General features: G+C 53.0%; 25 protein-coding genes. 12 read left to right on the top strand and 13 right to left on the bottom strand.

Going from position 1 to position 25489, the window contains the following annotated elements; all coding sequences use genetic code 11:
- Together VHE34_RS26190 and VHE34_RS26195 are read left to right on the top strand one after the other, a co-directional pair.
- A partial coding sequence (locus VHE34_RS26190) for an N-acetylmuramoyl-L-alanine amidase (RefSeq protein ID WP_325593521.1) occupies positions 1-769 on the top strand: 769 nt, incomplete at its 5' end.
- A gap of 20 nt (positions 770-789) precedes the next feature.
- Positions 790-1185: a DUF2251 domain-containing protein gene (locus tag VHE34_RS26195; protein ID WP_325593523.1), complete on the top strand. Its 396-nt coding sequence runs from the start codon at positions 790-792 to the stop codon at positions 1183-1185.
- Here the strand turns inward: VHE34_RS26195 and VHE34_RS26200 are convergent.
- Together VHE34_RS26200 and VHE34_RS26205 are read right to left on the bottom strand one after the other, a co-directional pair.
- On the bottom strand, positions 1169-1624 hold the full coding sequence (locus VHE34_RS26200; protein ID WP_325593525.1) for a hypothetical protein: 456 nt from the start codon (positions 1622-1624) through the stop codon (positions 1169-1171). The two genes, VHE34_RS26195 and VHE34_RS26200, sit on opposite strands and share 17 nt — an antisense overlap.
- Positions 1625-1677: 53 nt before the next feature.
- A complete protein-coding gene (locus tag VHE34_RS26205; protein ID WP_325593527.1) occupies positions 1678-2598 on the bottom strand; it encodes an AraC family transcriptional regulator in 921 nt (306 codons plus the stop codon).
- A gap of 185 nt (positions 2599-2783) precedes the next feature.
- Here VHE34_RS26205 and VHE34_RS26210 point away from each other — a divergent pair, with 185 nt between their 5' ends.
- The gene (locus VHE34_RS26210; protein ID WP_325593529.1) at positions 2784-3260 is read left to right on the top strand and encodes a hypothetical protein; all 477 of its coding nucleotides are present in this window, start codon (positions 2784-2786) and stop codon (positions 3258-3260) included.
- Here the strand turns inward: VHE34_RS26210 and VHE34_RS26215 are convergent.
- Positions 3238-4200 carry an AraC family transcriptional regulator gene (locus tag VHE34_RS26215; protein ID WP_325593531.1) on the bottom strand — a complete coding sequence of 321 codons (963 nt, stop codon included), beginning with the start codon at positions 4198-4200 and terminating at the stop codon, positions 3238-3240. The genes VHE34_RS26210 and VHE34_RS26215 overlap by 23 nt on opposite strands.
- 44 nt (positions 4201-4244) lie before the next feature.
- Here VHE34_RS26215 and VHE34_RS26220 point away from each other — a divergent pair, with 44 nt between their 5' ends.
- On the top strand, positions 4245-5834 hold the full coding sequence (locus VHE34_RS26220; RefSeq protein ID WP_325593533.1) for an FAD-dependent oxidoreductase: 1590 nt from the start codon (positions 4245-4247) through the stop codon (positions 5832-5834).
- Between the two features lie 66 nt (positions 5835-5900).
- Here the strand turns inward: VHE34_RS26220 and pgl are convergent, their stop codons facing one another.
- From pgl to VHE34_RS26240, 4 genes are all read right to left on the bottom strand, one after another.
- Positions 5901-6623, bottom strand: a complete 723-nt coding sequence (gene pgl / locus VHE34_RS26225) for a 6-phosphogluconolactonase (RefSeq protein WP_325593537.1) — start codon at positions 6621-6623, stop codon at positions 5901-5903.
- 7 nt (positions 6624-6630) lie between these two features.
- Positions 6631-8148, bottom strand: coding sequence for a glucose-6-phosphate dehydrogenase (gene zwf, locus VHE34_RS26230; protein ID WP_325593539.1), 1518 nt, complete (start codon positions 8146-8148; stop codon positions 6631-6633).
- 19 nt (positions 8149-8167) lie between these two features.
- Positions 8168-9583 (bottom strand): NADP-dependent phosphogluconate dehydrogenase, encoded by a 1416-nt coding sequence (gene gndA / locus VHE34_RS26235; RefSeq protein WP_325593541.1) that lies wholly within the window; start codon positions 9581-9583, stop codon positions 8168-8170.
- A gap of 116 nt (positions 9584-9699) precedes the next feature.
- Positions 9700-10107, bottom strand: coding sequence for a c-type cytochrome (locus tag VHE34_RS26240; protein WP_325593543.1), 408 nt, complete (start codon positions 10105-10107; stop codon positions 9700-9702).
- Between the two features lie 146 nt (positions 10108-10253).
- Here VHE34_RS26240 and VHE34_RS26245 point away from each other — a divergent pair, with 146 nt between their 5' ends.
- Positions 10254-11450, top strand: coding sequence for an MFS transporter (locus VHE34_RS26245; protein ID WP_325593545.1), 1197 nt, complete (start codon positions 10254-10256; stop codon positions 11448-11450).
- Between the two features lie 159 nt (positions 11451-11609).
- Positions 11610-11921, top strand: coding sequence for an RNA recognition motif domain-containing protein (locus tag VHE34_RS26250; protein WP_325593548.1), 312 nt, complete (start codon positions 11610-11612; stop codon positions 11919-11921).
- A gap of 267 nt (positions 11922-12188) precedes the next feature.
- On the opposite strand, the gene VHE34_RS26255 is transcribed toward VHE34_RS26250, so the two are convergent.
- Together VHE34_RS26255 and VHE34_RS26260 are read right to left on the bottom strand one after the other, a co-directional pair.
- Positions 12189-12470: a hypothetical protein gene (locus tag VHE34_RS26255; protein ID WP_325593550.1), complete on the bottom strand. Its 282-nt coding sequence runs from the start codon at positions 12468-12470 to the stop codon at positions 12189-12191.
- 319 nt (positions 12471-12789) lie between these two features.
- Positions 12790-13083 (bottom strand): hypothetical protein, encoded by a 294-nt coding sequence (locus tag VHE34_RS26260; protein WP_325593552.1) that lies wholly within the window; start codon positions 13081-13083, stop codon positions 12790-12792.
- 199 nt (positions 13084-13282) lie between these two features.
- On the opposite strand from VHE34_RS26260, the gene VHE34_RS26265 reads away from it, so the two are divergent.
- Entirely contained in the window at positions 13283-13855 is a 573-nt protein-coding gene (locus VHE34_RS26265; protein WP_325593554.1) for a porin family protein, read from the top strand.
- Positions 13856-13897: 42 nt separating this feature from the next.
- On the top strand, positions 13898-14932 hold the full coding sequence (locus VHE34_RS26270; protein ID WP_325593556.1) for a 2-oxoacid:ferredoxin oxidoreductase subunit beta: 1035 nt from the start codon (positions 13898-13900) through the stop codon (positions 14930-14932).
- 746 nt (positions 14933-15678) lie between these two features.
- Here the strand turns inward: VHE34_RS26270 and VHE34_RS26275 are convergent.
- Complete coding sequence (locus VHE34_RS26275) at positions 15679-16578, bottom strand: cupin-like domain-containing protein (RefSeq protein ID WP_325593558.1); 900 nt, start codon at positions 16576-16578, stop codon at positions 15679-15681.
- Between the two features lie 148 nt (positions 16579-16726).
- On the opposite strand from VHE34_RS26275, the gene VHE34_RS26280 reads away from it, so the two are divergent.
- Entirely contained in the window at positions 16727-17428 is a 702-nt protein-coding gene (locus VHE34_RS26280) for an L-threonylcarbamoyladenylate synthase (RefSeq protein ID WP_325593560.1), read from the top strand.
- Between the two features lie 22 nt (positions 17429-17450).
- On the opposite strand, the gene VHE34_RS26285 is transcribed toward VHE34_RS26280, so the two are convergent.
- Positions 17451-18074, bottom strand: coding sequence for a ribonuclease HII (locus tag VHE34_RS26285; protein ID WP_325593562.1), 624 nt, complete (start codon positions 18072-18074; stop codon positions 17451-17453).
- 71 nt (positions 18075-18145) lie between these two features.
- Here VHE34_RS26285 and VHE34_RS26290 point away from each other — a divergent pair, with 71 nt between their 5' ends.
- The gene (locus VHE34_RS26290; RefSeq protein WP_325593564.1) at positions 18146-19282 is read left to right on the top strand and encodes a COX15/CtaA family protein; all 1137 of its coding nucleotides are present in this window, start codon (positions 18146-18148) and stop codon (positions 19280-19282) included.
- Complete coding sequence (locus VHE34_RS26295; RefSeq protein WP_325593566.1) at positions 19279-21525, top strand: patatin-like phospholipase family protein; 2247 nt, start codon at positions 19279-19281, stop codon at positions 21523-21525. Before VHE34_RS26290 ends, VHE34_RS26295 begins: the two co-directional genes overlap by 4 nt.
- On the opposite strand, the gene VHE34_RS26300 is transcribed toward VHE34_RS26295, so the two are convergent.
- Positions 21485-22402, bottom strand: a complete 918-nt coding sequence (locus VHE34_RS26300) for a diacylglycerol/lipid kinase family protein (RefSeq protein ID WP_325593568.1) — start codon at positions 22400-22402, stop codon at positions 21485-21487. The genes VHE34_RS26295 and VHE34_RS26300 overlap by 41 nt on opposite strands.
- A gap of 28 nt (positions 22403-22430) precedes the next feature.
- On the bottom strand, positions 22431-23444 hold the full coding sequence (locus VHE34_RS26305) for an alpha/beta hydrolase (RefSeq protein ID WP_325593570.1): 1014 nt from the start codon (positions 23442-23444) through the stop codon (positions 22431-22433).
- 212 nt (positions 23445-23656) lie between these two features.
- On the opposite strand from VHE34_RS26305, the gene typA reads away from it, so the two are divergent.
- Entirely contained in the window at positions 23657-25471 is a 1815-nt protein-coding gene (typA, locus tag VHE34_RS26310) for a translational GTPase TypA (protein ID WP_325593572.1), read from the top strand.
- Positions 25472-25489 lie beyond the last annotated feature (18 nt).

The raw sequence follows: 25489 nt of genomic DNA on the forward strand, positions 1-25489 counted from the left end.
CGTGAACAGCAATACGAACTGGATCACGCAGCTGCGGACCACCAGGGAGATAAAGAATGTCTGGTATGAGCAGGTGGAGGATGATGTATTTCGCGTCTATATAGAACTGAAGCATCCCCAGCATTGGGGCTATAGCCTGGCATACGACAGCACGGGAAGACACCTGATGGTAAGGGTCAAACGACAGCCTCCTGTGTTGGATATCAAAAAGCTGCGTATCGCCATCGACGCGGGACATGGAGGCGACAACATCGGTGCGGACGGCGTTACGAGTCATGTGCTGGAAAAGGATTATACCTTGCTGATCGCAAAGGAGGTGGAAAAGCAGCTGAAGAAAATGGGTGTGAAGAGCGTTTTTATGACCCGGACCAAAGATACTACCCTCTCCATGCCGGAAAGGATGGAGCTATTGAAGCAGTTCAACCCTCATTTCCTGGTAAGCATCCATCTCAATTCCGCGGGTAATGATACGACGCAGGGTACGAGCACCTATTACCGTTACATTGGATTTCGACCGCTGAGCGTGGCGCTGTTGAACCAGATGCTGACGCTGGGCTTGAAAGAGTATGGGAACGTAGGGAATTTCAACTTTTCCCTTAGCGGTCCTACGGATTATCCCAATGCCCTGGTGGAAGTGGCTTTTCTCAGCAATCCGGAGGATGAGAAGAAGATCCTGAACCCCAGGTTCCATAAGGCGGTGGCGAGGAAGATCTATGCCGGCATAGTCGAATGGTTGCAGCAAATGGGAGGGGCGACCGGCAAAAAATGATAAGGCTATAAAGGCAATCTATGAAAGGATACTTAATGCAGGAAAAGGATATTGTCCGTGGGGAGGATACTTTTATCGAGAGCGTCTCCCCGGAGAATCGTAATGCGGTGGTCTTCGAGGATGATGGGGAAACAGCCTATTTCTATGCGATGGAAATGGATGAGAGTGGCGGTGGGATGAAGATATTGGATGCGTTGCACATTTATGAGGAACCCGGGGGCGAGACCTCCAAGCTCCTGATCGTGTGGTCCAGGGATTGGATGAAATGCGCGCTGGTGCTGGATGGGTACTGCCAGGCCATCTTCGATTTCGAGGCGCATGGCGGCTATAGCATCAATGAATTCCCTCCTCCCAACGAGATATGGACACAGGGGGACAGGAAGCTGACCAATGAGCTGATCAGCCGGCTGTTCTAGCGGACCTCTTCCAGCGTATAAAAAAGATCAGGGCCATCACAGCCAGCACAAACTGCAGGATTCCTGTACACTCAAAAAGAAAATTATCGGGCATTTCATATTCCGGCGGGGGAAACAGTTTGGTCAAAACGTTCCTATCGGCCCCTGAGAAGAATAGGATATTTTTCAGGACATGGTTATATCCTCCTTCATAAAACCCTATCATCAATACGGGAACGATACAGGCGATAAGCTGGAACAGTACGCCGGATAATTTTTCTTTCTTTTTAAGGTGAAGCCTGTAGAGCATGTATTCAAGAAACCCAATAGCGATGGCTCCCAGCGCGACGTACGCTCTGAATATCTGTGGGTATATAACTGCTCCATAGAAGTGATGCAACGTCGTCATACCCATGATATACATCGTGGATAGGAAGAACCTTTTTTGTTCCTTCATCATTAAATGTTTAGTGTAAAACTATTTAACGGCGACCGGGGTTCTTTGTATAAAATTTACCTCCTGATCAGGACCATGCGGGGGCAGGTATTTCCCGTCCTGAGATAATCTACAGGCGTAAAGCCAGAGAAACGGGTGAACTGGCGTGTAAAGTGCGCCTGGTCGAAATAGTTCCCGCTCCAGTTGTAACCGGAAAGCTGTTGGGTAGGCAGGAGTGAAAGGTCGTTGATAGCAGTCTTGAACTTTATCACCTGTTGAAATACTTTTGGCGTAAGGCCTACATGAACCCGGAAAAGATGGGCCAGGTGTTTTTGAGAATAGCCTGTTTGACGTGTCAGGGCGGCAATGGGTTCCGCAATATGGCGGAGCATATATCGTATGACCTCGCCTGAGAGCATGTCTTTATCGTTGTCCGGCAGCAGAAAGGTTAAGCCTTTTACAATGCAGCGCCGGAGCTTATCGGGATCGGCCTGGCCTGTCATCTCCCGGCACAGCGTGCGTATCGGCTTGCCAAAAATATGTTCCGCATCCAATATCTCATTCAAAAGATCGGATTGCGCGATACCGCTGAGCCGGTACAGACCATCGGGATGGAATCGGATAATGATCTTGCGGATATCCTTATCCAATGATAGGGACATCGGTGTGTCACGCTGGCCAATCAGCAGCGCGGAAGATCTGTGCAGATCGATAACCAGCATCGGCATTCCATCCGGCATGACAATTTCAGCTATATAGGATTGGTGCGGGTTGTTGTAATAGATGATACTTTCCACAAAACTGCTCAACGGCTCCGCGACAGGGAAGTTGCGGATAGTAAGAAGCTCCAGCTGTGGTGAAACGGGCCTGCCCTGCCCTTTACCCTTTTTGATCAGTTCGATATGATGTGCGGCAAACAGCGAATGCTCATCCAGCGAGAACAGGGTGGCCATTTGAAGCAGCAGCCATTTGGTCGGCAGCATACGTCCCTGTTCCATGTTAAGCAGTTCCGGTACGGATATATGGTTTGTCCGTGCAAACTGTTCAAGCGAACAATTCGCATTCAATCTTATCTCCCTGATATGTGAGCCTAGCGTCATCCGTGTAAAATTAGCTATTAATCCTTGTTTTTATAACGAAATCGTAGTTATTTTGTATGTATTGCTACTAAATAGAAATAAATATGAACTTTTTCTTTCGAGCTGTACTGGCTTTGCATGTTATGGGGATCGTCGTTATGGCGGGCACTACCATGATAGATTATCTGACCTATAAAACATTCTGGAAGCTGGCTGACGCCGGAGATGCCCGGGGGCTGGGTCTGATCCCGTTGATGGCGAAGTATGGTGCGTTTGTCCGGGCCGGCGCTGTAATGATCATCTTAACGGGTCTTTTGCTGTCAATGCAGGAAAAAGGTTTGTTTTGGGGTCAGTCCTGGTTCCGGATAAAGATGGCGCTGACCGTTGTATTGGTATTGAACGGAATGTTGGTAGGCAACCGGCAGGGAAACCAGCTCAGGGATACCGTTTCTGCCCATGTGGCGGATTTTGCCCGATATACGATGGATATCAGGGTCAGCATGAACAGGTTCTATCCGATGCAGCTGATCTTGTTCCTCCTGTTGATCTCAATAAGCATTATCGCGACGCACCGGGGGTGATACCATATTGTTTTTTAAAAGCGCGGTGGAAATGCTGCGGATGGGCCCAGCCTGTCTGAAAGGCGATTTCCGAGATCGATGAGCTGGTGGTGCGTAACAGCAGGTGCGCCTGTTCCAACCGGAGGGTATTGAAATATCCAAAGACAGTGACGCCAAATACTTCCCTAAAGCCTTTCTTCAATTTGAACTCATTCAGACCGCAACAACGCGCCAATGCAGTCAGGGTGGGCGGGTCCTGTATACGTTGTTGCAAGATCTCTTTTGCAGCGTGCAGCTTGTCGATATCCTCTTTTCGCCACGGGTTTTTTGCATAGGGAGCGGACGCGTGGAATGACTCCCATTGCAGTAGCAGCAGCTCCATGGTCTTTGCCTCCATATAAAGACCTTTCAGTCCGCCACGGAAAGGGTTGTTCCATAATAGCCGGATGACGGATTGCATGGCGGGTGTAAAGGACCGGCCGGGGCGGTGGGTAAGAAAAGGCCGTTGTGTTCGCACATTGTCCGTCAGCAGGTCCATTTCTTTGGAATGTCCCGCAAACAATTGCGCAAATCTGTCGATGTGGATGTTCACGGTGAAGGTATTGTGAATGCCTCCGCCCATGAATCGGTTATGTTCCCACTCCCCCTGGTTGTACATGATGTTGTGATAGCCTTTTGTAAACAGCAGCTCCTCTTTTATATGACCTTGCCGTTGGATGATCTTTCCTTCCAGGGTAAAGTTCATTTCCACCAGGGGCATATCGTTGTAATGCCGCAGACCGCTGAGATCGGCCATCTTGCCGGACAGCTCCAGTCCTCCGTCCGAGAGGGTGATAGCGCCCTGTTTTTGCATACGGAGATGTCCTTTTATCTCCGGCAGGGTTATGGAAAACACATAGGGTTCTTCCGAATCGGGCAGGCTGCTGAATTCTTCGAAGGTTGGAAAGGTATTATCGGCCATCCCGATAAGGTACAAAAAAATCCGTTTTGTGCAAAAGCGCGTGAATGAGCGGTACGACCTTTGGGCGCATGGAGAAACACGAAGTACTGATCGTAGGCGGCGGCGTGGTCGGATTATCGGCGGCGCTTTTTCTTTTGCAGCAAGGCATAAAACCGCTTTTGGTAGAAAGGCATAAAGGCACTTCCATCCATCCCCGGGCCAGAGGGTTCGATGTACGCAGCATGGAGCTTTTCAGGGAGCTGGGGCTGGGCGAAGCTATCCGGGAGGCAGGTAAGGCGCTGGCTCCGGCCTGGGGTATATTGAATGACGACAGCCTGGCGTCGGCATTACAAAAAAGAAAACCGGCGAAAGATGGCGGCGGTCCGGAGAAATTATTTGGCCGGAACGGTCTTTCCGAGCTAAGCCCGACGACGGGAGCGCGTTGTACACAGGACCTCTCCGAGCCGGTGCTGCTTGCGGCCGCCCGGGAAAGAGGAGCGGATATTCGGTTCTACACGGAGCTGGTATCCTTTACACAGGACGCGACAGGTGTATCGGCTGTGCTACGCGACAGGGAGAGTGGTGTGGAAGAAGCGGTGCGAGCGTCGTATATGCTGGCATGTGACGGGGCCAAGAGCCCTGTGCGTAGCGCCTTGCAGGCCGGGACGGTGGGACGGGGCGCTATTTCTTCCCTGCTGAATATCTATTTCGAAGCGCCGTTGGGGGAATATGTGCGGGGGAAGGAGTTCAGCATACTGCTGATCAGGAAGCCGCATCTGCGAGGGATGCTGACAGCCATCAACAATGATGACCGGTGGGTGTTTCATTTATATAATGGGGAGGGGTGTTCGGAGGAGGAGATAAAGGAGGTGTTGCAGGAAGTGATCGGGATACGGGGTGTGGACGTGCGCATCCTCAGCATTTTGCCGTGGCAGCCGACGGTGAAAGTGGTGGAGAATATGCAGCATGGGAGGGTGTTCCTGGCAGGAGACGCTGCCCATGTCATGACACCTTATGGAGGGAAGGGCGCGAATACGGGCGTGCAGGATGTGCATAACCTGGCCTGGAAGCTGGCGGCTGTATCGAGAGGACAGGCTGATCCTTTATTGTTGGAAACATATAGTCGTGAGCGGCAGCCGGTGGGGTTGCGTAATGCGTTGCGTTCGGGGAGGTGGGCGGATCGATATGGGTTGCTGAAGAGAAACCCTGTTATGGTGATGAAGATGATCGGTTGGGTGCTTATTGTAAAGCTGTTGAACCTGCTGGGACTACGCGCGCTGGGACGGCGGGCTGCGTGGAAGGGGATCGGAGACCTGGCGGGTCTGCCGGTGTATCGGTATGGGAACGGCGGGCGATCTGGCAGAGGGGTGCGGCTGCCACACCTCCGGATGAGTGGGGATATTTCTACACTGGACCTGGTAGGAAAAGGGTTTGTATTGTTGACCAGCGAGCAGCGTTGGAAGGAGGCGGCGTTGCCGGTGGGGAATATTATGGTACATGAGGCGGGGGCGGCGTATAAAAAGTTGGGGATAAAACCAGACGGGGCCGTGTTGGTAAGGCCTGACGGTTTTATACTATGGAAAAGTAAAGGCATGGTGAACGATCCGCGTGCATCGTTGAAAGCCGCGCTGCAAACGCTCTTCATACAGAGTTAATATGGAATGTAAGCAACCGATGGCATCAATTATCTGGCGGGATTCCTCGTGCACAATCGTACGCTATCATTTCAGTCCCGCCGCCGCTGCTTCGTCCACGAACCAGTGAAGCTCACCGGCCTGTGGCATGATCGTCTGGGACGGATACATGTCGGGGTTATAGGGGCCTTTCAACACTTCCTTCAGCGCATGCGCCTTTTTTGGACCTGTCGTCAGGAATGCGATACGGGCGGCCCTGTTGACGATGGGACGGGTCAGCGTGATGCGATACATGTCCTGGGCCTTTAGGAAGAAAGCGATCACCCAGGCTATTTCTTCGTGGACCACGGTTGTCCCGGGGAAGAGGGAGAGCGTATGTCCGTCGTCGCCCATGCCGAGCAGTATGAGGTCGAAGCTGGGGCCTGTGGCGCCGAAGTATTCGTGGAGGATCTTTGCATATTCGGCGGCCGACTGGTCGGGCGGGATGTCGGTGCGCATGACGTGGATCTGAGCGGCGGGTACGGGGACAAAGTTCAACAGGGTATCGTACGCCATCTTTGCGTTGTTGCGGCTGTCCTCGAAGGGAACGGCGCGTTCGTCGCCCCAGAATATATGCAGCCTGGACCAGTCGATGCGTTCTTTATAGGGCGCTGCCGCCAGCAACCGGTGCAGGCGTTCGGGGGTGCTGCCTCCGGAGAGGGCGATGGTAAAACGGTCCTGTTTTTTAAGGGTATCCCCGATGATATCGGCGATCCACTCCGCGACGGCGCTGCTCAATGCTTCGGAGTCCTTGAATATATGTAGTTCCACGTGCTGGTTATTTGTGACCGCCGTCCTGACTGGGCTGCGGAATATTGATCCAGTTATGTCCATCCCTTGCGATGAGCGCTTCCGCGTCCTCGGGTCCCCATCCGTCGGGGGTATAGTTGGGGAAGTCCACGGGCGGGCGGCTTTCCCATGTCTCGAGGATGGGCATCACGATCTTCCATGCGGCTTCTACCTGGTCGGCGCGCATAAAGAGGGTGGGATTACCTTCCATGACGTCAAGGAGAAGGGTTTCGTATGCTTCGGGCTCGTGGGTACTGTCGGAGCTGAAGATCATGTCCACGGGGTCCAGGTTCATGGACTGACCGGGGCGTTTGGCCTGGAAGCGCAGGCGCACTTCCATCTCGGGCTGTATGCTGATGGTCAGTCTGTTGGCTCTCCATGTATCCGCCGCCTCCGGGGGGAAGGCGTAGCTGGGGGCCGTCTTGAACTGGATGGTGATATTGGTGGTCTTCTGGTTCATTCTTTTACCCGTGCGGACGTAGAAGGGAACGCCCTGCCAGCGCCAGTTGTCGATGTAGAATTTAACGGCGGCGAAGGTCTCGACGGAGGAAGCGGGGTTGACGCTTTTCTCCTGTTTGTAGCCGGGTACTTTTTGTCCTTTCATCCATCCGTCGCCATATTGACCTCTCACGGCAATGGCGTTGACGTCTTCCTTATTGATCTTGCGGATGGCGTTGAGGACATCCACTTTTTTATTACGGATCTCGTTGGCTTCGAAGGACACGGGCGCTTCCATGGCGACCATGCACATCAATTGAAGGATATGGTTCTGCACCATGTCCCGGAGGGCGCCGGACTGTTCGTAGTAGCCGCCGCGACCTTCTACGCCGACTGTCTCGGAAGCCGTGATCTGTACGTATTCGATATAGTTCCTGTTCCAGATGGGTTCGAACAGGGCGTTGGCAAATCTTAGCGAAAGGATGTTCTGGACAGATTCTTTGCCAAGATAGTGGTCGATGCGGTAGATCTGCTCTTCCTTGAACTTGCTCATGAGGAGCTCGTTGAGCTCGTGGGCGCTCTTGAGGTCATGGCCAAAGGGTTTTTCGATGACGATGCGTGTCTGGCGCGTGTCGGAGCAGAGGTTGAGATCGCCCAGCTTTTTGGCGATGTCGGGCATCAGCTGAGGCGCTACCGACAAGTAGAAGATGACGTTGGGATGTTCGCCGAACTCTTCTTCCTTTTTCTTTACCATGTCGGCGATCTTCTGGTAGTCACCGTCCTTTTCCGCGTCCATCTGGAGATAGGACACGTGCTGGGAGAATTCGGACCAATGGCCGTTCTGTTCTCCCTTACGGCGGCTGAATTGCTGGATGCCGTCCAGGAGGCGTTTGCGGTAGTCTTCGTCGTTGTATGGGCTGCGGCCGATGCCGATGATGGCGAATTTTTCGGGCATCCAGCCGTCGATGGCCAGGTTATATAAAGCAGGAGAAAGTTTTCTGAAATTGAGGTCGCCACTACCTCCGAAGATAAAGATGATGGAGGCAGGTGGTCTTTTATGGTTTTGCATATACTGTCTGTTGATTCATTTATTTATTCCATTCCGTATGGAAGGTGCCGGGTTCGTCGATGCGTTGGTAAGTATGGGCTCCAAAATAGTCTCTCTGCGCCTGGATGAGATTGGTCGGCAGCCTTTCGCTGCGATAGGCGTCGAAGTAGCTGAGGGCGGCCATCAGGCCTGCTACGGGATAGCCCATGTGGATGGCATGGATGATCACGTTGCGCATGTTCTGTCGCTTGGCGGAGAGGAGCTGGCAGATGTCGCCATCCAGCAGGATATTCGGGAGCTCGGGGTGTTTTGTAAAGGATTTGTAGAATGTTTCCAGGAGGGAGCTGCGGATGATACAGCCGCCGCGCCATACCCGTACGACCTCGGGCAGGGGGATCTGCATATCCAGGTCGCCGGATGCCTTATGAAGCATGGCCAGGCCCTGGGCGTAGCTGATGATGGTAGCGAAATAAAGGGCGTCGTGCACCTGCTGGATAAATACTTCCTTGGGTACGGGGATATCTACGGTAGATGTTTTGTACATCGTGGCGGCTTTTGTCCTTTCGTCCTTATAGGCGGAGATCTCGCGCATGGCGACGGCCATGTCGATGACGGGGATGGGAATTCCCAGGTCCATGGCGTCCTGTGATGTCCATTTGCCGGTGCCTTTGGCGCCGGCCTTGTCGAGGATCATGTCTACGAGACGATTGCCGGTCTTATCATCCTGTTTGAGGAAGATGTCGCGGGTGATCTCTACCAGGAAGGATTGAAGTTCGCCTTCGTTCCAGCTCTTGTATATCTTATGCAGCTCGTCGTTATCGAGACCGAGGCCACGGTGAAGAAGATCGTATGTTTCGCTGATGAGCTGCATGATGGCGTATTCGATGCCATTGTGCACCATTTTTACATAGTGTCCTGCCGCGCCTTTGCCTAAATGGGCGACGCAGGGAGAGCCGTTGACCTTGGCGGCTACGGCTTCCAGCAGGGGCTGGACATGGCGATAGGCTTCGGGATCTCCGCCGGGCATGATGCTGGGGCCTGTGCGTGCGCCCTGCTCACCGCCGGAAATGCCTATTCCCATAAAATGAAAGCCTGTTTTTTGGGCCAGCTGTACGCGGCGCAGGGTGTCTGTCCAATGGGAGTTACCGCCGTCGATGACGATATCGCCTTTGTCGATGAGGGGTATCAGATCGTGAATGACGTCGTCGACGGGTTTACCGGCGGGGACGAGCATCATCAGCTTGCGTGGTTTTTCCAGCGCCTGTATCATTTCAGCCAGTGTATTGACGCCTTTGACCGTAGTGCCGGGTGTGGCAGCGGACTCCAGGGTGCTGGTCTTTTGTGCGTCTTTGTCGAAGCCAACGACGGCGAAGCCATGGTCGGCGAGATTAAGTAATAGGTTGCGACCCATAACGCCAAGGCCGATCATTCCGAATTTAAATGAAGTGTTTGCCATGTTTAGAACGAGTTTGTGGACTTGCGGTCCGCATTAAGAGGCCGTAAATTTAGGCAATTTATATTTAGCGGAAGGGGCGCCCGCGGGCGCCCCTTCCTATGATGATGATCTTATCGTTATTTTTCTTCCGGATGCGGGTTGCCACGGTGGCAGGTCATGCAGGTGACGGTGGGGACCATATTGCCTTTGTCATCCTTATTGAAGTTGAAGTATTTTTTGTTGATCTTGCCTGTCATTTTGAACATATGACGGGCGATGTCCTTTTCCGGCTTGGCATCGCTGGCAAAGTCCAGGTGATGGGAGGTGCTGTCGGCGGAAGGGGCGTGACAGAAGTTACATTTTACGCCCAGTGCGGCTTTCCAATTGTCCATGACCTTGTCCAGGTCCTCATGGCTGATGTCTTTGGGGAGAACCTTGAGATTTTTATGGTGGGGCTTCTCATCTGCGGGGCGGGTGGCGGCCATGCCAATTATCATCAGGGCTATCAGTGCGGATGCAACCATTAGTTTTTTACCGTGGAACATAAGGAGGTGATTTTTTGGACTTTGTAGTTGGTTTATGCTCGAATTTATGACAATATTTTGACAATTGGATATTAGGATCCGGCCAGGCGGCCAAGAACTTTTGCAGTTGGGGTTTGTTATCTGGCAAAACTACCTTTGCCAACATTATGGAATCATCAGGAGACAAGCTATCGAAAGGACTTATCGCGCTTATGGCGGTGTGCACGGGGTTGATCGTGGCCAACATTTATTATTGTCAGCCGCTGATCGTACTGATCAGTAAAAGTTTTGGGGTCGCGGAAAGCGAGGCGGGAAGGGTTGCTTTTTTTACCCAGGCGGGGTATGCGCTGGGGCTTTTGTTCTTTGTGCCATTGGGCGACAAACTGGAGCGGAAGGGACAGATATTGTGGATGACGGGGTGTGCGGTGCTGTCGTTGTCGTTTGCGGCGGTGGCTCCCAGCTTGTGGAGTCTGGAGGTCGCCTGTCTGCTGATAGGCGCTACCAGTGTGATCCCGCAGCTGATATTACCGATGGCGGCGCATCTGGCTTCGCCGGCGCGGACGGGCAAGGTCATTGGATCGATCATGAGCGGGCTGCTGATCGGGATCCTGTTGTCCCGTACATTGAGCGGGCTGGTGGGCGCCTGGCTGGGTTGGAGAGGGATGTTCTGGGTAGCGGCGGGTCTTAGCTTTATCATGCTGGTGGTCATGCGGCGGGCGTTCCCTGTCAGCGTGCCTGCTTTTACGGGGTCTTACGGGAGTCTGATGCGGAGCCTGGGGACGCTGGTGCGGGAGCAGCCGGTGTTGCGGGAGGCGGCATCCATCAATGCATTGGGTTTTGCCACGTTTGGCATGTTCTGGACGACGATGGTGCTGCATTTATCGGGGACGCCATTCCATTTCAAGAGTGATCTGATCGGCCTGTTTGGGCTGGCTGCCGCGGCGGGGGCGTTGGCGGCGCCGCTGGTGGGTGGTTCGGCGGACAAGCGTAATCCGCGTATCGCCATCGGGTATGGGCTGGGATTATTGTTCTTTTCCTTTATTCTGTTGTATATATTCCGGGGCAGCGTGGTCGGGATCATTGCAGGCATTATCCTGCTGGACCTGGCGATGCAATGTGTCCATGTGTCGAACCAAAGCCGGGTGTATGCGTTGATACTCGGGGCGCGCAACCGGCTTAATACTGTATACATGACCGTTAGTTTCGTCGGGACGTCGCTGGGGTCTTTTATCGGACTGTATGTTTGGGAGCGGGCAGGCTGGACGGGAGTTTGTGTGGCGGGGATGGTTTTGGCGTCACTGGCCTTTATTATTTTTTCAGCGACATACCGGAAGACAAAGAATGTTAAATCGTTGGCGGTTTGATGTAAATAGCGTATCTTTGTGCAGTTAATTTGAGCTTACAGCATTAGTAATTGAATGATCGCTTCCGCTAAACCATCTCCGGTATCGTTAGTTTTCTTTACTCTCTGCTATATTTTCTCAGATTCGCATTATTTATTTTTTTAACCAGTTAGTTAATTTATGAACATTTACGTTTCGAACTTAAGTTTCAACGTCACTGACGAGGACTTACAGGATTATTTTGCAGAGTACGGCGAAGTATCTTCCGCCAAGGTTATCATGGACAAATTCACCGGCAAATCCCGTGGGTTTGCATTTGTGGAAATGCCTGATGACGCAGCTGCTCAGAAAGCCATCCAGGAACTGGACGGTGCATCTGTTGACGGAAGGACTATCGGTGTATCCGTAGCAAAGCCCAGGGAAGACAGGGGTAACAAGCCCGGTGGATCTTTCCAACGCAGGAACAATAACTATAGCAATAGCAGATATTAAAAGTTAGTATTCCTACTCGGAACAGGGCGCCTCAAAAGGGCGCCCTTTTTTATTGGCAGATGGATAAAAATTGGGGCTATGTTTAAACGGGGGTGGCAATTTGGTTTATTATTTATCTAATCTTAGTATTTAAAGTATTAAAATCGATGTTTTTTTAAACCAAAATGCTTTACTCCAGATCAGTATTAGTGCCCTTGTAAGCAATACATCAGGAGACTAATAATTGCAAATGAATGTGTTAACCTTGTCAATTCAATTTTTGGCCGGTCAGGCAGCTTTTAACGTAAGTGCGATGGTTGTCGTAGTATCCGTATTATAATCGATGCTGATGGTACCGCCCAGCTTTTCGGCGGCGTGCTGCACCTGGCGGAATCCGTGGCAGATGGTGCGATAGAAATAAACACCGGCATTCCTCACGCGGATATGGGTGGTATCGCCCTCCGTTACGGATTCGATGTGGATGCATTCGTTCCGGGTGCTGCTGACGGCTCTGTCCAGGAGGTTCCACAGGACATACGCGAGCATATTCTCATCGGAACCAACGCGCAAATTTTTATCTATCTGATTGATGATTATAGTTTTGCGACTGACAGCCAGGGGCAATAGCCCAAGGGTCAACTCATCCACGAAGTGGTGCAGGGAGATCTCACTATGCATAGCCTTAACGTCTATTGGATTTTTGAAGATATTAAATAGCAATTAAATTACCATAAAATAACGGCTGCAAAACGTAAAGATGTGCGGGAAAATGCGAAAAAGAGGGCGAATACAGTGATCAATTAATAAGCTGTAGAGGGAACTACTTAAAAAGAAGCCCGGAAGGAGTATGAACTGTCCTTACCGGGCTAAAAGATTGAGATGTATGGTATTACCTGCGCCAGTGACCTCTGTTCCAGTGATAGCCATGGGGGGTGTGTGACCAGGAGCCGCCCACCCATGCGCGGCCGGGACGGCCGCGGCGCCAGTATCCGGGATGCCAGTTATATCTTCCTCCACTATATATCCAATCTCCTTCTATCCAGATATAGTCGGGACCAGGGGCCACGGGGCGGGTGTATACTACGTCAGCGGGTTGGGTTTCAACATATCCGTCCACCGCGCAGCCGGTGAGGCCCATAAGGCTTCCGGCAATAGCTATAGCCAGTAATAGTTGCTTTGTCATAGTTGATGATTTTTATATACCTGTATGTGGTCCAATAGCGTGCCATGGGTCGGGAACACAATAAAACGACATTTTTTATCGTTGATAATCAACAAATTGACCCTTGCAGGGCTAGTATGGCATATCCTTTGTCCCTGAGGGGTAAATTCTCTACATTAATCAAAAAAGTTGTTTTTCGAAACCCTAAAAAGAGATAGTCATGAAAGTAACCAAGCACGCATGCGTATTAGCCTTATTATGTATGACCTTCGCTGCCACACAAGCACAAACTATTATCCCCGGATTTAAAGGGGGACTCAATGTAACGAATCTTTCGAACGCCACTGACGACAACCGGATCAGCGGGCAGATCGGCTTCTTTTTACATACGAAGATCGCCAGGGGCTGGGCTTTTCAGCCGGAGATCCTTTATAGCGGACAGGGCGATAAGTACTGGGATGGCAGCGCTCATTATACCTGGGCGCTGAATTATGTAAATATCCCGCTGATGTTCCAATACTACCCCATTCGCAGGTTCTATCTTGAATTCGGTCCCCAGCTGGGTATCCTGGTAGCTGCGCGGGATAAAGGTCCACATGGCTACAATGCGGATATCAGCGACGGGATCAAGAAGGCTGACGCTACCCTCAACCTGGGCGCAGGTATCCGGGTCACCGACCAGCTGGGCTTTTACATGCGGTATGGTCTCGGACTGTCGGATGTAACCCGCGACGACAATTATACCTATTCCAACAGGGTGCTTCAGCTGGGGATAGATGTAAGATTGCACTAGGATGTATTTAATTAGTAGTTTTGTAGTATTACTAATAATACTATGAGCGAGACAACCATCAATCCACCCGCCCTCACGGCAAAGGATTTTGCTACGGACCAGGAAGTACGCTGGTGTCCGGGGTGCGGAGACTACTCCATATTAGCCCAGGTGCAGAAGGTGATGCCTTCGCTGGGTATACCAAAGGAAAATATCGTTATCATATCGGGGATCGGCTGTAGCAGCCGGTTCCCTTATTATATGAACACCTATGGCATGCACAGCATCCATGGGCGCGCCACGGCCATTGCGTCGGGACTGAAAGCCACCCGTCCGGAGCTGAGCGTCTGGATCGTTACGGGTGATGGGGACAGCCTTAGCATCGGCGGCAATCATACCATACATCTCCTCCGGAGGAATTTCGACATGAATATCCTTTTGTTCAACAACCAGATCTATGGGTTGACGAAGGGGCAGTATTCGCCCACATCGGAAGAGAATAAGGTAACGAAGTCCACGCCTTTCGGGAGCATTGATCATCCATTCAATCCCCTGGCCCTTGCCATGGGGGCGGATGCCGGCTTTTTAGCCCGGAGCATGGACAGGGACCCCAAGCATCTTCAGCAGATGCTGTTGCGGAGCCATCAGCACAAGGGGGCCAGCTTCCTGGAGATCTATCAGAACTGTAATATATTCAATGACGGCGCTTTCGAGATCTTTACGGAAAAGGGGTCCAAGCCTGTCGAGACCTTGTTCCTGGAACAGGGCAAGCCGCTGGTATTCGGCGCCCAGCAGGATAAGGGTATTCGCCTGGATGGGTTAAAGCCTGTCGTCGTCACGTTGGGGGATGGAGCCAGCAAGGATGATCTGTGGATACATGATGAGCGGGATTTTTATAAAGCGCAGATCCTGACCCGGATGTTCGATGATGTACGGGTGGAAGGACATTTACCCAGGCCTTTTGGGGTGTTCTATGAGACGGAGCGGTCGTGTTATGAAGATATGCTGAACCTGCAGATAGAAGAGGTAGTGAAGACGAAGGGGAAGGGTGATCTGGATAAGCTGCTGCGGGGCCGGGAGACGTGGACGATCGTATAGGCGGGTCAAGCCATCGGAAGAATTCCCATTAAGATATAAATAAAAAAGAGGCGGCGCGATTTTTAAACGGGTCTTGCGCCAGCCTCTTTTTTGACTTTACTTTGGTTTTTTCACAGTGAAATGTCTTTTCTTTTAGGGAAAGATGTGGTCAAAAAGGTATAAAAAAAAGAGCCAGCGATAGAAATCGCCGGCCTGTGCTTACCTCTGAAACCACAAAAAGAAAAAGTTCGAAATATTTTTCATTGTCCTGTTATTCTATTATCGCACGAACTGTCGTTAGACAGACATACTCTATACCTTGCTGTTAGTATCGGTTACATTTTCCATCCCGCCCCAAAAGGACAAGACGCAAAACAATAAAGTGATCAAAGTAATCGGGTCGATTAGTGTCGGTAGACAGCCGGGACTGCACTTACCGGGTGAAGTTGCTTCAAAGAGGGTAACGAAGAGAGATTCTCGTCAGGACAGGGGATGTTAGGTATCTCAAAACTATGAAGCGATCGCTTCATAAGGAGGCATTGAAACCCGGATATCGATGGATTGGAATCTTCGGATGGAAATTGGACGGCGAGTGATTCAGAGTAAGTAAGCGCGGTAAAAATAAAGACAGTTTCGTTAAAAAGCAATATTTTTTTTTAATTTTTGTCCACCCCCTGCAGGGGCGGTGCCTTTCCGCAATGATGAAGCAGCCTAATCCCTTACTGAACAAGGGTTTCACCGACACGGGGGGACCCCGTTCAAAGACATCAAACGTCCGTGAAAGCCAGTTCCCGATCGGCGTACCGGAACGTCTTTTCCCGCTTCCGGTTAAACCACCATTCGGGGGCCGTTTTCTTCATCAGGGTATCGATGTTCCGCATGCCCATCAGGTACCAGATCCCCCTCAGTTTGCCCGAAAAGGACGACTGCAGCGCCCGTAAGCTCATAGCAAACCCGCTGTCCAGGTATTCCATATGATGCCAGTAGCCGGCAGGCATGAACAGGGTATCCCCATGCTCCAGGATCACCTCATACCCCTTCGCCAGCCGGACCGCGGGATATTTCTCCAGATCCAGCTTGTTCTCGTCCTCGTCGAAATATTTCTCGAAATTGACAAAACTCAGCACCTCCCAGGGCTTGCGATACAACTTGTGCTGCTCCTCGAAAGGGAACAGAAGCACCCGCTTGCGGCCGACGAACTGCGTATGGACAATATGCGACAGGTCGATGTCGAAATGCATATGGGTAACGGAACCCTTGCCGCCCACGAACAACATGGGAAAACGCTTCACAAACCCCTTCATCAGCTGCTCGGGCCATTCGAAATCCCTGATGAGCTCCGGCGCATGTTCGAAGATATTGAAGAGAAAGATGCGCCATTCCGCCGGACCCTGCCGGACCATATCGATATACTCCCCAAACTTCATGTATCCATCGGCGGTATTGATCGGCGTATAAGCATCACTCTTGACGTTGTTGTAAACCCCCACCTTAACCTCACCCACGATGGATTTGAAATAATCCCAGTTCCACTTTTCGAAAGCAGGCCACTGCCTGGACAGCCCACGGATCACCAACGGCTTCATCGGAGCGTAGTACTGACTTTTAAAATCTTCGGCGCTAATGCTGTCCACGGTATTTACCGCCTGTAATTGCATTCGGGACATCTGGTTTATTTGCGCGAATAATGCTTTTGCAAAAATTAGCCCTATTCGCGCAAAGGGCTAAAATCTGACCTTCGGTCAAGCCGCTTCCAGCGGCTCTTGTGCGCAAATTTAAAAATAATTCTATGTTAAAGAATTCCTAACTTACCCTATGTTATTGCATTTGCACCCTGAGAATCCCCAGATCAGGAACATTAAGATGGTCGTCGAATGCCTGCTGGACGGTGGTGTGATCATCTATCCTACGGATACGATCTATGGCTTGGGGTGCGATATCTTTCAACATAAGGCCGTGGAGCGCATTTGCCGGATCAAACAGGTAGACCCTGCCAAAGCGCAACTGTCCTTCATCTGTTACGACCTCAGCGATCTCAGCAATTATACAAAGAGCATCTCGACACCCCTGTACCGCTTGCTAAAAACCTACCTGCCGGGGCCCTATACTTTTATCCTTCCTGCGAGCAAACAAGTCCCGAAGATACTGAAAAGCCGCAAAGACACCATCGGACTTAGGATCCCCGACAATATTATTGCCCGCTCCCTCATCCACGAATTGGGACACCCGATCCTCAGCTCCTCCCTCCCCGGCGCCTTTGCAAGCCAGGGCAACGAAGAAAAAATAGCCCATGGCCGCAAAGGCTCTGATGATGGCCCTTCGGCCGCGACTGCGTCGCTTTGGGTAGAAGAATATACCGACCCGGATATGATTCGGGAAAAATTCGAGAACCAGGTGGATATCATTATCGATGGCGGCATCGGCGGAATGGTTCCCTCGACGGTGGTCGATTGTACCGGCGACGAGCCGGTTCTCATCCGTAAAGGTCTTGGAGAATGGGTCGGGACAGAATCCTGAAGCCGCAGGAGCAGGCGATCCGCTAATCCATAAAAGCGAGCTCTTCCTGCATATCCCCGTTCGGAGAGATATTAAAACTTTTCCGGTGGTATTTGCAAAGCCCGAACCGCTCGATGGCGTCCCGGTGCTCCTTCGTCCCATATCCCTTATTCGTATTCCAGCCATAGTGTGGGAACTCGGCATGAAGCCCTTGCATATATTCGTCCCGCCAGGTCTTGGCAAGAATGCTGGCCGCCGCGATGGAAGCAAAGAGGGAATCCCCCTTGACGATACACCGGTGCGGAACGCGCTTGTACCTGGTGAACCGGTTCCCGTCGATCAGCAACAACCGCGGCTTCGGCTTCAACTGGTCGAGGGCCAGGTGCATCGCCTTGAATGAAGCCTTCAGGATATTCATCTTATCGATCTCGTCATGATCAACCCTCGCTACAGCCCAGGCGATCGCATTCGCCTCGATAAAGATCCGCAACTCATCCCGGTTCTCGGGGGTTACCTGCTTGGAATCGTTTAGCAGGGGATGAAAGAATCCCGCCGGCAGGATCACCGCCGATGCGAATACCGGTCCGGCATAGCAACCGCGCCCGGCCTCATCGCACCCGGCTTCGATCAGCTCGTCCTGGTAATGGCTTCTCAGCGGATTCTCCATTCGCCAAAAATACGATCCTTCCCAATCGTAATAACAGTATCTGGATAAAAATCGAGAACTTTACGCCCGCTATGGAATCCTCTTCGAATAAACGGGCCGGAGGTTCGCCGGCCGTAGGCCAGACATCAAAGGCTCTCATCCGCCCGGTCGCCATCTGGGTATACGCCGGAGTCATCATGCTGCTCATCCAGGTCATTCTCGGCGGCATCACCCGTCTCTCCGGCTCGGGACTGTCCATAACGGAATGGAATGTCGTCACGGGCGCGCTCCCCCCTCTCAATTCCATCCAATGGCAGCAGACCTTTGACAAATATCGCCAGACTCCGCAGTTCCGCCTGATCAATTCCGACTTCACGCTGGCCGATTTTAAATTCATTTTTTTCTGGGAATGGTTCCACCGCCTGTGGGCCCGTTTGGTTGGCGTAGTTTTCCTCGTCGGTTTTGCGGGGCTCTTATGGAAGAAGAAACTGCAGCCGGCGATGATCAAACCCCTGATCATCCTTTTCCTGCTCGGCGCCTTACAGGGCGCCGTCGGCTGGATCATGGTGGCAAGCGGGCTTACCGGAGACGCCATCTACGTCGCACCCCTTAAACTGGCACTGCACTTCGTCTTCGCAATGGGGTTGATCGTATACGCTTTCTGGTTTGCCCTCGATCTTTCCGTTGCACCCGGCGCACGGCTGGCCGGCAACAACGGCGCCACGCTTCGCGGCTGGACCTGGGCGATCCTCGCCCTGCTTTTCTTTCAGCTCCTGTACGGCGCGCTGATGGCCGGGCATAAAGCCGCGGCCGTAGCGCCGACCTGGCCTACGATCAACGGGTCCTGGATCCCCGATGGACTGTTTAGCCGGCGCCCGCTGAAACAAGACCTGGTAGGCAATACCATCACCGTTCAATTCATCCACCGCGGACTGGCCTATATCCTCTTTGTAATGGTCCTCGTCTGGACCTTCCTGGCGTTCCGCATCAGGAACGCTACCGCGGCATTTACCCGCTGGCGCCGGCTGCCCCTCGCCATCGTCACCCTCCAGATCGGGCTTGGCATCAGCAGCCTGCTCACCAGTCCCGGGATCATTGCCCGTCAATGGGTAGCCTTCGACTGGCTGGCTCTCATTCACCAGACAACAGGTCTCTTATTCCTTGTGACCATGGTCGGGATGTTGTATCTTGTAGTATCTGTAAGAGCAGGTCATTCTGTAACCGTATGATGCGAATCCTTAAAACCATTTACCAGTTCTTCCCGGTCCAGCTGCTTCTATTGCATGTAAAGAAGTTCCAGGTCCTGCTGATCTTCTGGCTCATCCTCTTCAGCACCCTCAACGGAGGATTCATGCACTCCTATGGCGCGGCCGCCCTCTTTCTTTCGCCCGAATACATGGGGGACGTCAGCCCCGTCAGCACGGCTATCGTCGGGGTCGCGACGGGTATCTTTATCATGAGCTGGAACATCACCACCTTTATCATCTTCTGCCGCCACTTCCGGTTCCTGGCGACGACGACAAAGCCGTTCCTCAAATATTGCATCAACAACTCCATCCTTCCGATCATCTTCCTGATCTTTTATTTTATACGGGCGCTCCAGTTCAGCCTCAACCGCGAGCTGCTGCCCATCCGTTCCATCGTCCTCCTTTCCCTGGGATTCCTTGCCGGGTTCTGCTTTCTGATCACGGTCTCCCTGCTGTATTTCTTCCGCGCCGACAAGACGATCATCCGGCGGATGACGCCGGTGATCAGCAACCCCAAGCTGTTCAAATCCCAGTTCTCGAAAGAAGAAGTAAAGCTCAACGAAAGCCGGCTGATGCACGTCGGGTATTATCTCAATTCCCTGACGACGATCCGAAAGACCCGGGACGTGGCGCACTATAGCAAGGCCTTTATCGAAAGCATCTTCAACCGGCATCATATCTCCGCCGTCCTTTGCATCTTCATCGCGTTCATCTCGCTGATATTTATCGGCTTCTTCATGGATAGCAGGTATTTTCAACTGCCCGCCGCCGCAAGCATCCTCATCTTCTTTGCCATCCTCATCTCGCTCTCCGGCGCCTTTTCCTATTTCCTCCAGTCCTGGAGCATCCCCTTTTTCGTCGTATTGTTCTTTGTCCTCAACCTGCTCTACAAGTATAACGTCATCGACCCAACGAACAAAGCCTACGGGCTCAACTATGCCGAATTGGAAGACCGGCCCTTGTACGATCAGCAGACCCTGCTCCAGTTATGCTCCGAACGGAACGTCCGCCGCGATGAGGAGAATATGCTCGGCATCCTGAATCGCTGGAAGGCCCGTCAGTCATCGCAAAAGCCGGTCCTGTTCCTCGTCAACACCAGCGGCGGCGGCAGCCGCAGCGCGACGTTCACCTTCAGTATTCTCCAGCGCCTGGACAGCCTCAGCGGCGGGCAGCTCATGCGCAAGACCTTTCTCATCACCGGCGCCTCCGGCGGTATGCTCGGCGCCGCCTACTTCCGCGAGCTCTCCCGGCGGCGCGACTCGGGCGACACCTCCATTCACCTGCAGGCCCACCGCTATGTCAACGATATCTCGGGCGACCTGCTAAACACCCTCTTCTCTTCCTTCGTGGCCCGCGACCTCGCCTCCCCCGCACAGAAATTCACCGTGGGCGATCATGAATATGTCAAGGACCGGGGCTTTGCGTTCGAACAAAAGCTGAATGAGAACACGCACGGCATCCTCAACCGCCAGTTGAAAGATCTGGCTCCCGATGAGGCGGCCGCCCGCATGCCGGTCCTCCTGTTCAACCCCGTCATCACCCGCGACAGCCGTGCGCTGGTGATCTCCACACAGCCGGTAAGCTTCCTGATGCGGCCCCGCTTCGACAGCACCAAGCTTCCCGCTATGGATCCCGATGCCGTCGATTTCGGCGCACTCTTCGCAAGGCAGGGGCCGATGGACCTCCGCCTGCTGACCGCCCTCCGGATGAACGCCACGTTCCCCTATGTACTGCCCAATGTGTGGCTGCCCACGCGGCCTGTCGTCGACGTTATGGACGCCGGTTTCCGCGACAATTTCGGGGAGATGAATGCCATCCGGTTCCTCAACGCTTTCCGCGAATGGCTGCAGGAAAACACCAGCGGAGTAGTGCTGCTGCAGATCCGCGACCGCAAGGCCGGCGGCTGGGAGAACCCCTATGAGTCCGACGATATCACCGAGATCATCACCAAACCCTTACTGCTGTTACAGGACAACTGGTACAAGATGCAGGAATACAACCAGGACGATCTCCTTAGCCTCGCACAGAACGGTATGGGCTTCCCCTTCCGGAAATTGGTATTCCAATATGTCCCGAGGTCGGAAGATGCGGGCGCCGCATTGAATTTCCATCTTACGAAACAGGAAAAGCTCAACATCACGGGATCGCTGGACAACGCAGACAATCAACGGGCTTTTCGTGCCTTCATGGCATTATCAGCCGGATCGCCTTCGGCACCACGCTGATATGAAACTCACTGGCCGAAGCCTTGGGATCTCCGTCGATATGCAAAGGCGCCGCGCCGGGATTCTCGATCACCAACGCCGCCGTCTGGAAATAAAGGATCTTCTCCTTCCCCCGTTTTTCGGGTTCGGACTGTATCCGGTAGCCGCCAAGCACCTGGCGGACCACCGACAACAGAAAACGCAGCCGGTTCGTCTTCCTGGCAATGACGATATCGAGCAGGCCGTCCTGCAGACTGGCCCGGGGAGCGATCGTGAAATTATTACCGAACTGATTGCCGTTCGCGATACTGATAAAAAAGGCCTCTTCCCGGAAGGACGGCTCATGCCCGTTACCCGTGGGAATTTGCAGCCGGAAAGGATAGGGGCGGGCGCTGAAGAAATTCTTCATCGTCACCCGGATATAGGTCTGTAATCCCCGCGTAGGTTGCTCCGCAAATTCTTCCGCCACCCTGGCGTCGAAACCGATACCGCAAAGCATGCACGAGAACTGACCGTTGATCAGGAATCCATCGATCGGCGAGGCCTTCCCGGCAAAAACGATCTCCAGCGCCTTCTCCGCATCCCTGGGAATGCCAGCGGCAAAGGCCAACCCGTTGCCCGATCCCATCGGGATGATGCCCACCCGCACATCGACACCCATCAGGGCGGCAGCGACGGCGCTGACCGTACCATCGCCCCCGCAGACTATTATATCGGTGACGGCTGCCTGCTGGATAAAAGGCAGCAGGAAGGCATAATCACCCTCGATATTGGTGGGTAAGATGCTGTAGGTGATTCCTTTCTCCTGGGTCTTTTGCCGGATCATCTCCTGCAGCGAATGCTTGCCTCTCGTGCCGGAAATGGGATTGACCAGGTAAATGATGTTTCTTTTTGGCATAATTCCGCCGATGCGGCGCAAAGATCGATCATTTATTACTGGAAACCTCCGGCAGATGCACGATATCCGAAAGAAAATGGCTGATCCCCTTTTCCACGCCGGGTATATCATGGCTCCGGATGCTGCTGGTCAGCACATGAGTGCCCGCTTCGGGCATCGCCTCCTTGTATTTCAGCGCCGCCGGCGTCCCCAGCTGATCGAACATGTTCAGTTCGGCCGAGACCTTTACCGTACTGTCCTGGTGAGTCTCATCCTTGTAATAATAGAACAAACTCACCGGTTGGGTGACTTTTGCAAAATTCTCTTTTTTCATCGTCGTCTCCACCAGCTGTTCGAGCGCAACAGCCGCCTCGGTCCGGTATTTCGGATACCAGTATTGCCGCCACTGCGGACCATAATCATCCTTGGCAATGATGTAGTCCGAACCTGTGACAAGATGGGCGATCTGCAATCCCCAGGGGTCGTCCAGCAGCCAGGCGTTCGGATCGTTGATGGCGATATTGGGCGAACAAAGCACAAGCGCAGCCACCTGGTCGGGATAGGTATAGGCCAGCTGCAGCGCCAGCGTCCCGCCTGTGGAAGTGCCCATCAGGATCACTTTGTCACCTATCTGGCGGCCCACCGCCAGCGCCTCCTGCGCCGAGGCCCAGTAGCGATCAGGAGTCAGATTCACCATGGCATCGACGGTGTCGATGCCATGCTCGGCCAGCCGCGGCAGATACAGGTTGCAGCCATACTTCGCGGCGATGTACCGATGGACCGGGTCGCCCTCTCCCTGCGACGCCGAGAAGCCGTGAAGATACACAATGGAGTAGGGCGTCTTTTTACGCGTGCTGTCGGCCCAGACAATGCGGGCCTCGTTGTCGGGTTTGAGCCGGTGCCCGGCTTCCTGCGACCGGATATAGCTCTCCAGGGCTGCCGGTTCCGCCGGCACGGCCGGCTGGGCGGAAGAATAAACGGGCTTCGAAGGGTGCGGACCTACGAAATAGATAACGATCAGAAGGACCGGGATCAGGAGCCAAAGTTTTTTGCGCTTGCGCATGGGATTATATTTGTATTGAATTTATGGTTTTTGTGTTATTTCTCCCCGATCGATCCGATCCGGTTAGGAAATGACGCCGAAAACGCGTAATTTTGCAGGCCCAAAATCGGCCACGGGCCGATTGGCCGAAGGCCTGATATTAGCGGTTAAAAATGCGATGCCAAAAGCATCGGGAAAAGACCGGGACCGGCCCGAGATAAAGGAGTAAATATATGCAAATCAGAAACATAGCGATCATCGCCCACGTCGACCACGGTAAGACTACACTGGTAGACAAGATATTACATGCTACCCATGTATTCCGTGAGAACCAGGAAACTGGCGAGTTGATCATGGACAATAATGACCTCGAAAAAGAAAGAGGCATCACCATCTTTAGCAAGAACGCTGCGGTGGAATATAAAGGTGTTAAGATCAACGTTATAGACACTCCGGGTCACTCCGACTTCGGCGGTGAGGTAGAGCGCGTCCTCAAGATGGCCGATGGGGTCCTCCTGCTCGTCGATGCCTTTGAAGGCCCGATGCCGCAGACCCGTTTCGTTTTGCAAAAAGCCCTCCAGCTGAACCTGAAACCCATCGTGGTCATCAATAAGGTAGATAAGCCGAACTGCCGTCCGGACGAAGTGCATGACGCCGTATTCGAGCTTTTCTTCAACCTCGACGCCACCGAAGACCAGCTCGACTTCCCCACCTTCTACGGCAGCGGAAAGAACGGCTGGTTCAACAGCAAGAATGAACAGTGTGCCGATATCACGCCCCTGCTGGACGGCATCCTGCAATATGTCCCGGCGCCAAAGGTCGCCGAAGGTCCGCTTCAAATGCAGATCACCTCCCTCGACTACTCGTCCTTCCTCGGCCGCATCGCCGTGGGTAAGGTCGCCCGCGGATCGATAAAAGAAGGCCAGCCCATCGCACTGATGCAGGCCGACGGATCGATCAAGCGCTCCAAAGTAAAAGAGCTGTACACCTTCATGGGGATGGGCAAGAAGAGGGCCACCGAGGTCGAAGCAGGCGATATCTGCGCCGTCGTTGGCCTGGAAGACTTCAACATCGGGGATACCATCGCCGATGCGGAAAATCCGGAAGCCCTCCCGATCATCAGCGTGGACGAGCCGACCATGAGCATGCTCTTCGGCATCAATAACTCCCCCTTCTTTGGCAAGGACGGTAAATTCGTCACCTCCCGTCACCTCCGTGACCGCCTGTTGAAAGAGACCGAAAAGAATCTTGCTCTGAAGGTAGCGGACACGGACAGCGCCGATAGCTTCCTCGTCTATGGCCGCGGCATCCTTCACCTCGGTATCCTTATCGAGACCATGCGCCGCGAAGGCTTCGAGCTTACCGTGGGTCAGCCCCAGGTGCTCGTAAAAGAGATCGATGGGAAGAAGCACGAACCCTATGAGATCCTTGTCGTCGACGTTCCCGCCGAGTTCAGCGGAAAGGTGATCGATATGGTCACCCAACGCAAAGGCGAAATGCTGGTCATGGAAAGCAAGGGCGAAATGCAGCATCTGGAATTCGAGATACCCTCCCGCGGGCTGATCGGCCTGCGTAGCAATATGCTCACCAATACCGCCGGCGAAGCCGTTATGGCGCATCGCTTCCTGGAATACAAACCCTGGAAAGGCCCCATCCCCGGTCGTAACAACGGGGTGCTTCTCAGCAAGAACCAGGAGAAGACAACGGCGTATTCCATTGATAAATTGCAGGAACGCGGTACCTTCTTCGTCGACCCGGGGGAAGATGTATATGCCGGCCAGATCATCGCCGAGCATATCAAACCCGGTGACCTCGTGGTCAATGCGACGGAAGGAAAGAAGCTGACCAACATGCGCGCCAGCGGCAGCGATGACTCGGTCCGGATCGTCCCCAAGAAGCAGATGACCCTCGAAGAATGCATGGAATACATCCAGCAGGACGAATGTATCGAGGTGACGCCCAAGAAGATCCGCCTGCGCAAATCCATTCTCGACGAAGAAGAGCGCAAGCGCGTCTCCAAGTCGATGAAGTCGGAACAGGTTGGCTGATAAGTCGTATCTTTGGTA

It is taken from the genome of Puia sp. (assembly GCF_035546395.1).
Lineage (GTDB): Bacteria > Bacteroidota > Bacteroidia > Chitinophagales > Chitinophagaceae > Puia.

Coding starts and splice junctions, on each gene's coding strand:
- VHE34_RS26195 (WP_325593523.1), top strand. CDS start 790: ATGAAAGGATACTTAATGCAGGAAAAGGATATTGTCCGTGGGGAGGAT.
- VHE34_RS26200 (WP_325593525.1), bottom strand. CDS start 1,624: ATGATGAAGGAACAAAAAAGGTTCTTCCTATCCACGATGTATATCATG.
- VHE34_RS26205 (WP_325593527.1), bottom strand. CDS start 2,598: ATGGAACAGGGACGTATGCTGCCGACCAAATGGCTGCTGCTTCAAATG.
- VHE34_RS26210 (WP_325593529.1), top strand. CDS start 2,784: ATGAACTTTTTCTTTCGAGCTGTACTGGCTTTGCATGTTATGGGGATC.
- VHE34_RS26215 (WP_325593531.1), bottom strand. CDS start 4,200: ATGGCCGATAATACCTTTCCAACCTTCGAAGAATTCAGCAGCCTGCCC.
- VHE34_RS26220 (WP_325593533.1), top strand. CDS start 4,245: ATGAGCGGTACGACCTTTGGGCGCATGGAGAAACACGAAGTACTGATC.
- zwf (WP_325593539.1), bottom strand. CDS start 8,148: ATGCAAAACCATAAAAGACCACCTGCCTCCATCATCTTTATCTTCGGA.
- gndA (WP_325593541.1), bottom strand. CDS start 9,583: ATGGCAAACACTTCATTTAAATTCGGAATGATCGGCCTTGGCGTTATG.
- VHE34_RS26240 (WP_325593543.1), bottom strand. CDS start 10,107: ATGTTCCACGGTAAAAAACTAATGGTTGCATCCGCACTGATAGCCCTG.
- VHE34_RS26245 (WP_325593545.1), top strand. CDS start 10,254: ATGGAATCATCAGGAGACAAGCTATCGAAAGGACTTATCGCGCTTATG.
- VHE34_RS26250 (WP_325593548.1), top strand. CDS start 11,610: ATGAACATTTACGTTTCGAACTTAAGTTTCAACGTCACTGACGAGGAC.
- VHE34_RS26260 (WP_325593552.1), bottom strand. CDS start 13,083: ATGACAAAGCAACTATTACTGGCTATAGCTATTGCCGGAAGCCTTATG.
- VHE34_RS26265 (WP_325593554.1), top strand. CDS start 13,283: ATGAAAGTAACCAAGCACGCATGCGTATTAGCCTTATTATGTATGACC.
- VHE34_RS26270 (WP_325593556.1), top strand. CDS start 13,898: ATGAGCGAGACAACCATCAATCCACCCGCCCTCACGGCAAAGGATTTT.
- VHE34_RS26275 (WP_325593558.1), bottom strand. CDS start 16,578: ATGTCCCGAATGCAATTACAGGCGGTAAATACCGTGGACAGCATTAGC.
- VHE34_RS26280 (WP_325593560.1), top strand. CDS start 16,727: ATGTTATTGCATTTGCACCCTGAGAATCCCCAGATCAGGAACATTAAG.
- VHE34_RS26285 (WP_325593562.1), bottom strand. CDS start 18,074: ATGGAGAATCCGCTGAGAAGCCATTACCAGGACGAGCTGATCGAAGCC.
- VHE34_RS26290 (WP_325593564.1), top strand. CDS start 18,146: ATGGAATCCTCTTCGAATAAACGGGCCGGAGGTTCGCCGGCCGTAGGC.
- VHE34_RS26295 (WP_325593566.1), top strand. CDS start 19,279: ATGATGCGAATCCTTAAAACCATTTACCAGTTCTTCCCGGTCCAGCTG.
- VHE34_RS26300 (WP_325593568.1), bottom strand. CDS start 22,402: ATGCCAAAAAGAAACATCATTTACCTGGTCAATCCCATTTCCGGCACG.
- VHE34_RS26305 (WP_325593570.1), bottom strand. CDS start 23,444: ATGCGCAAGCGCAAAAAACTTTGGCTCCTGATCCCGGTCCTTCTGATC.
- typA (WP_325593572.1), top strand. CDS start 23,657: ATGCAAATCAGAAACATAGCGATCATCGCCCACGTCGACCACGGTAAG.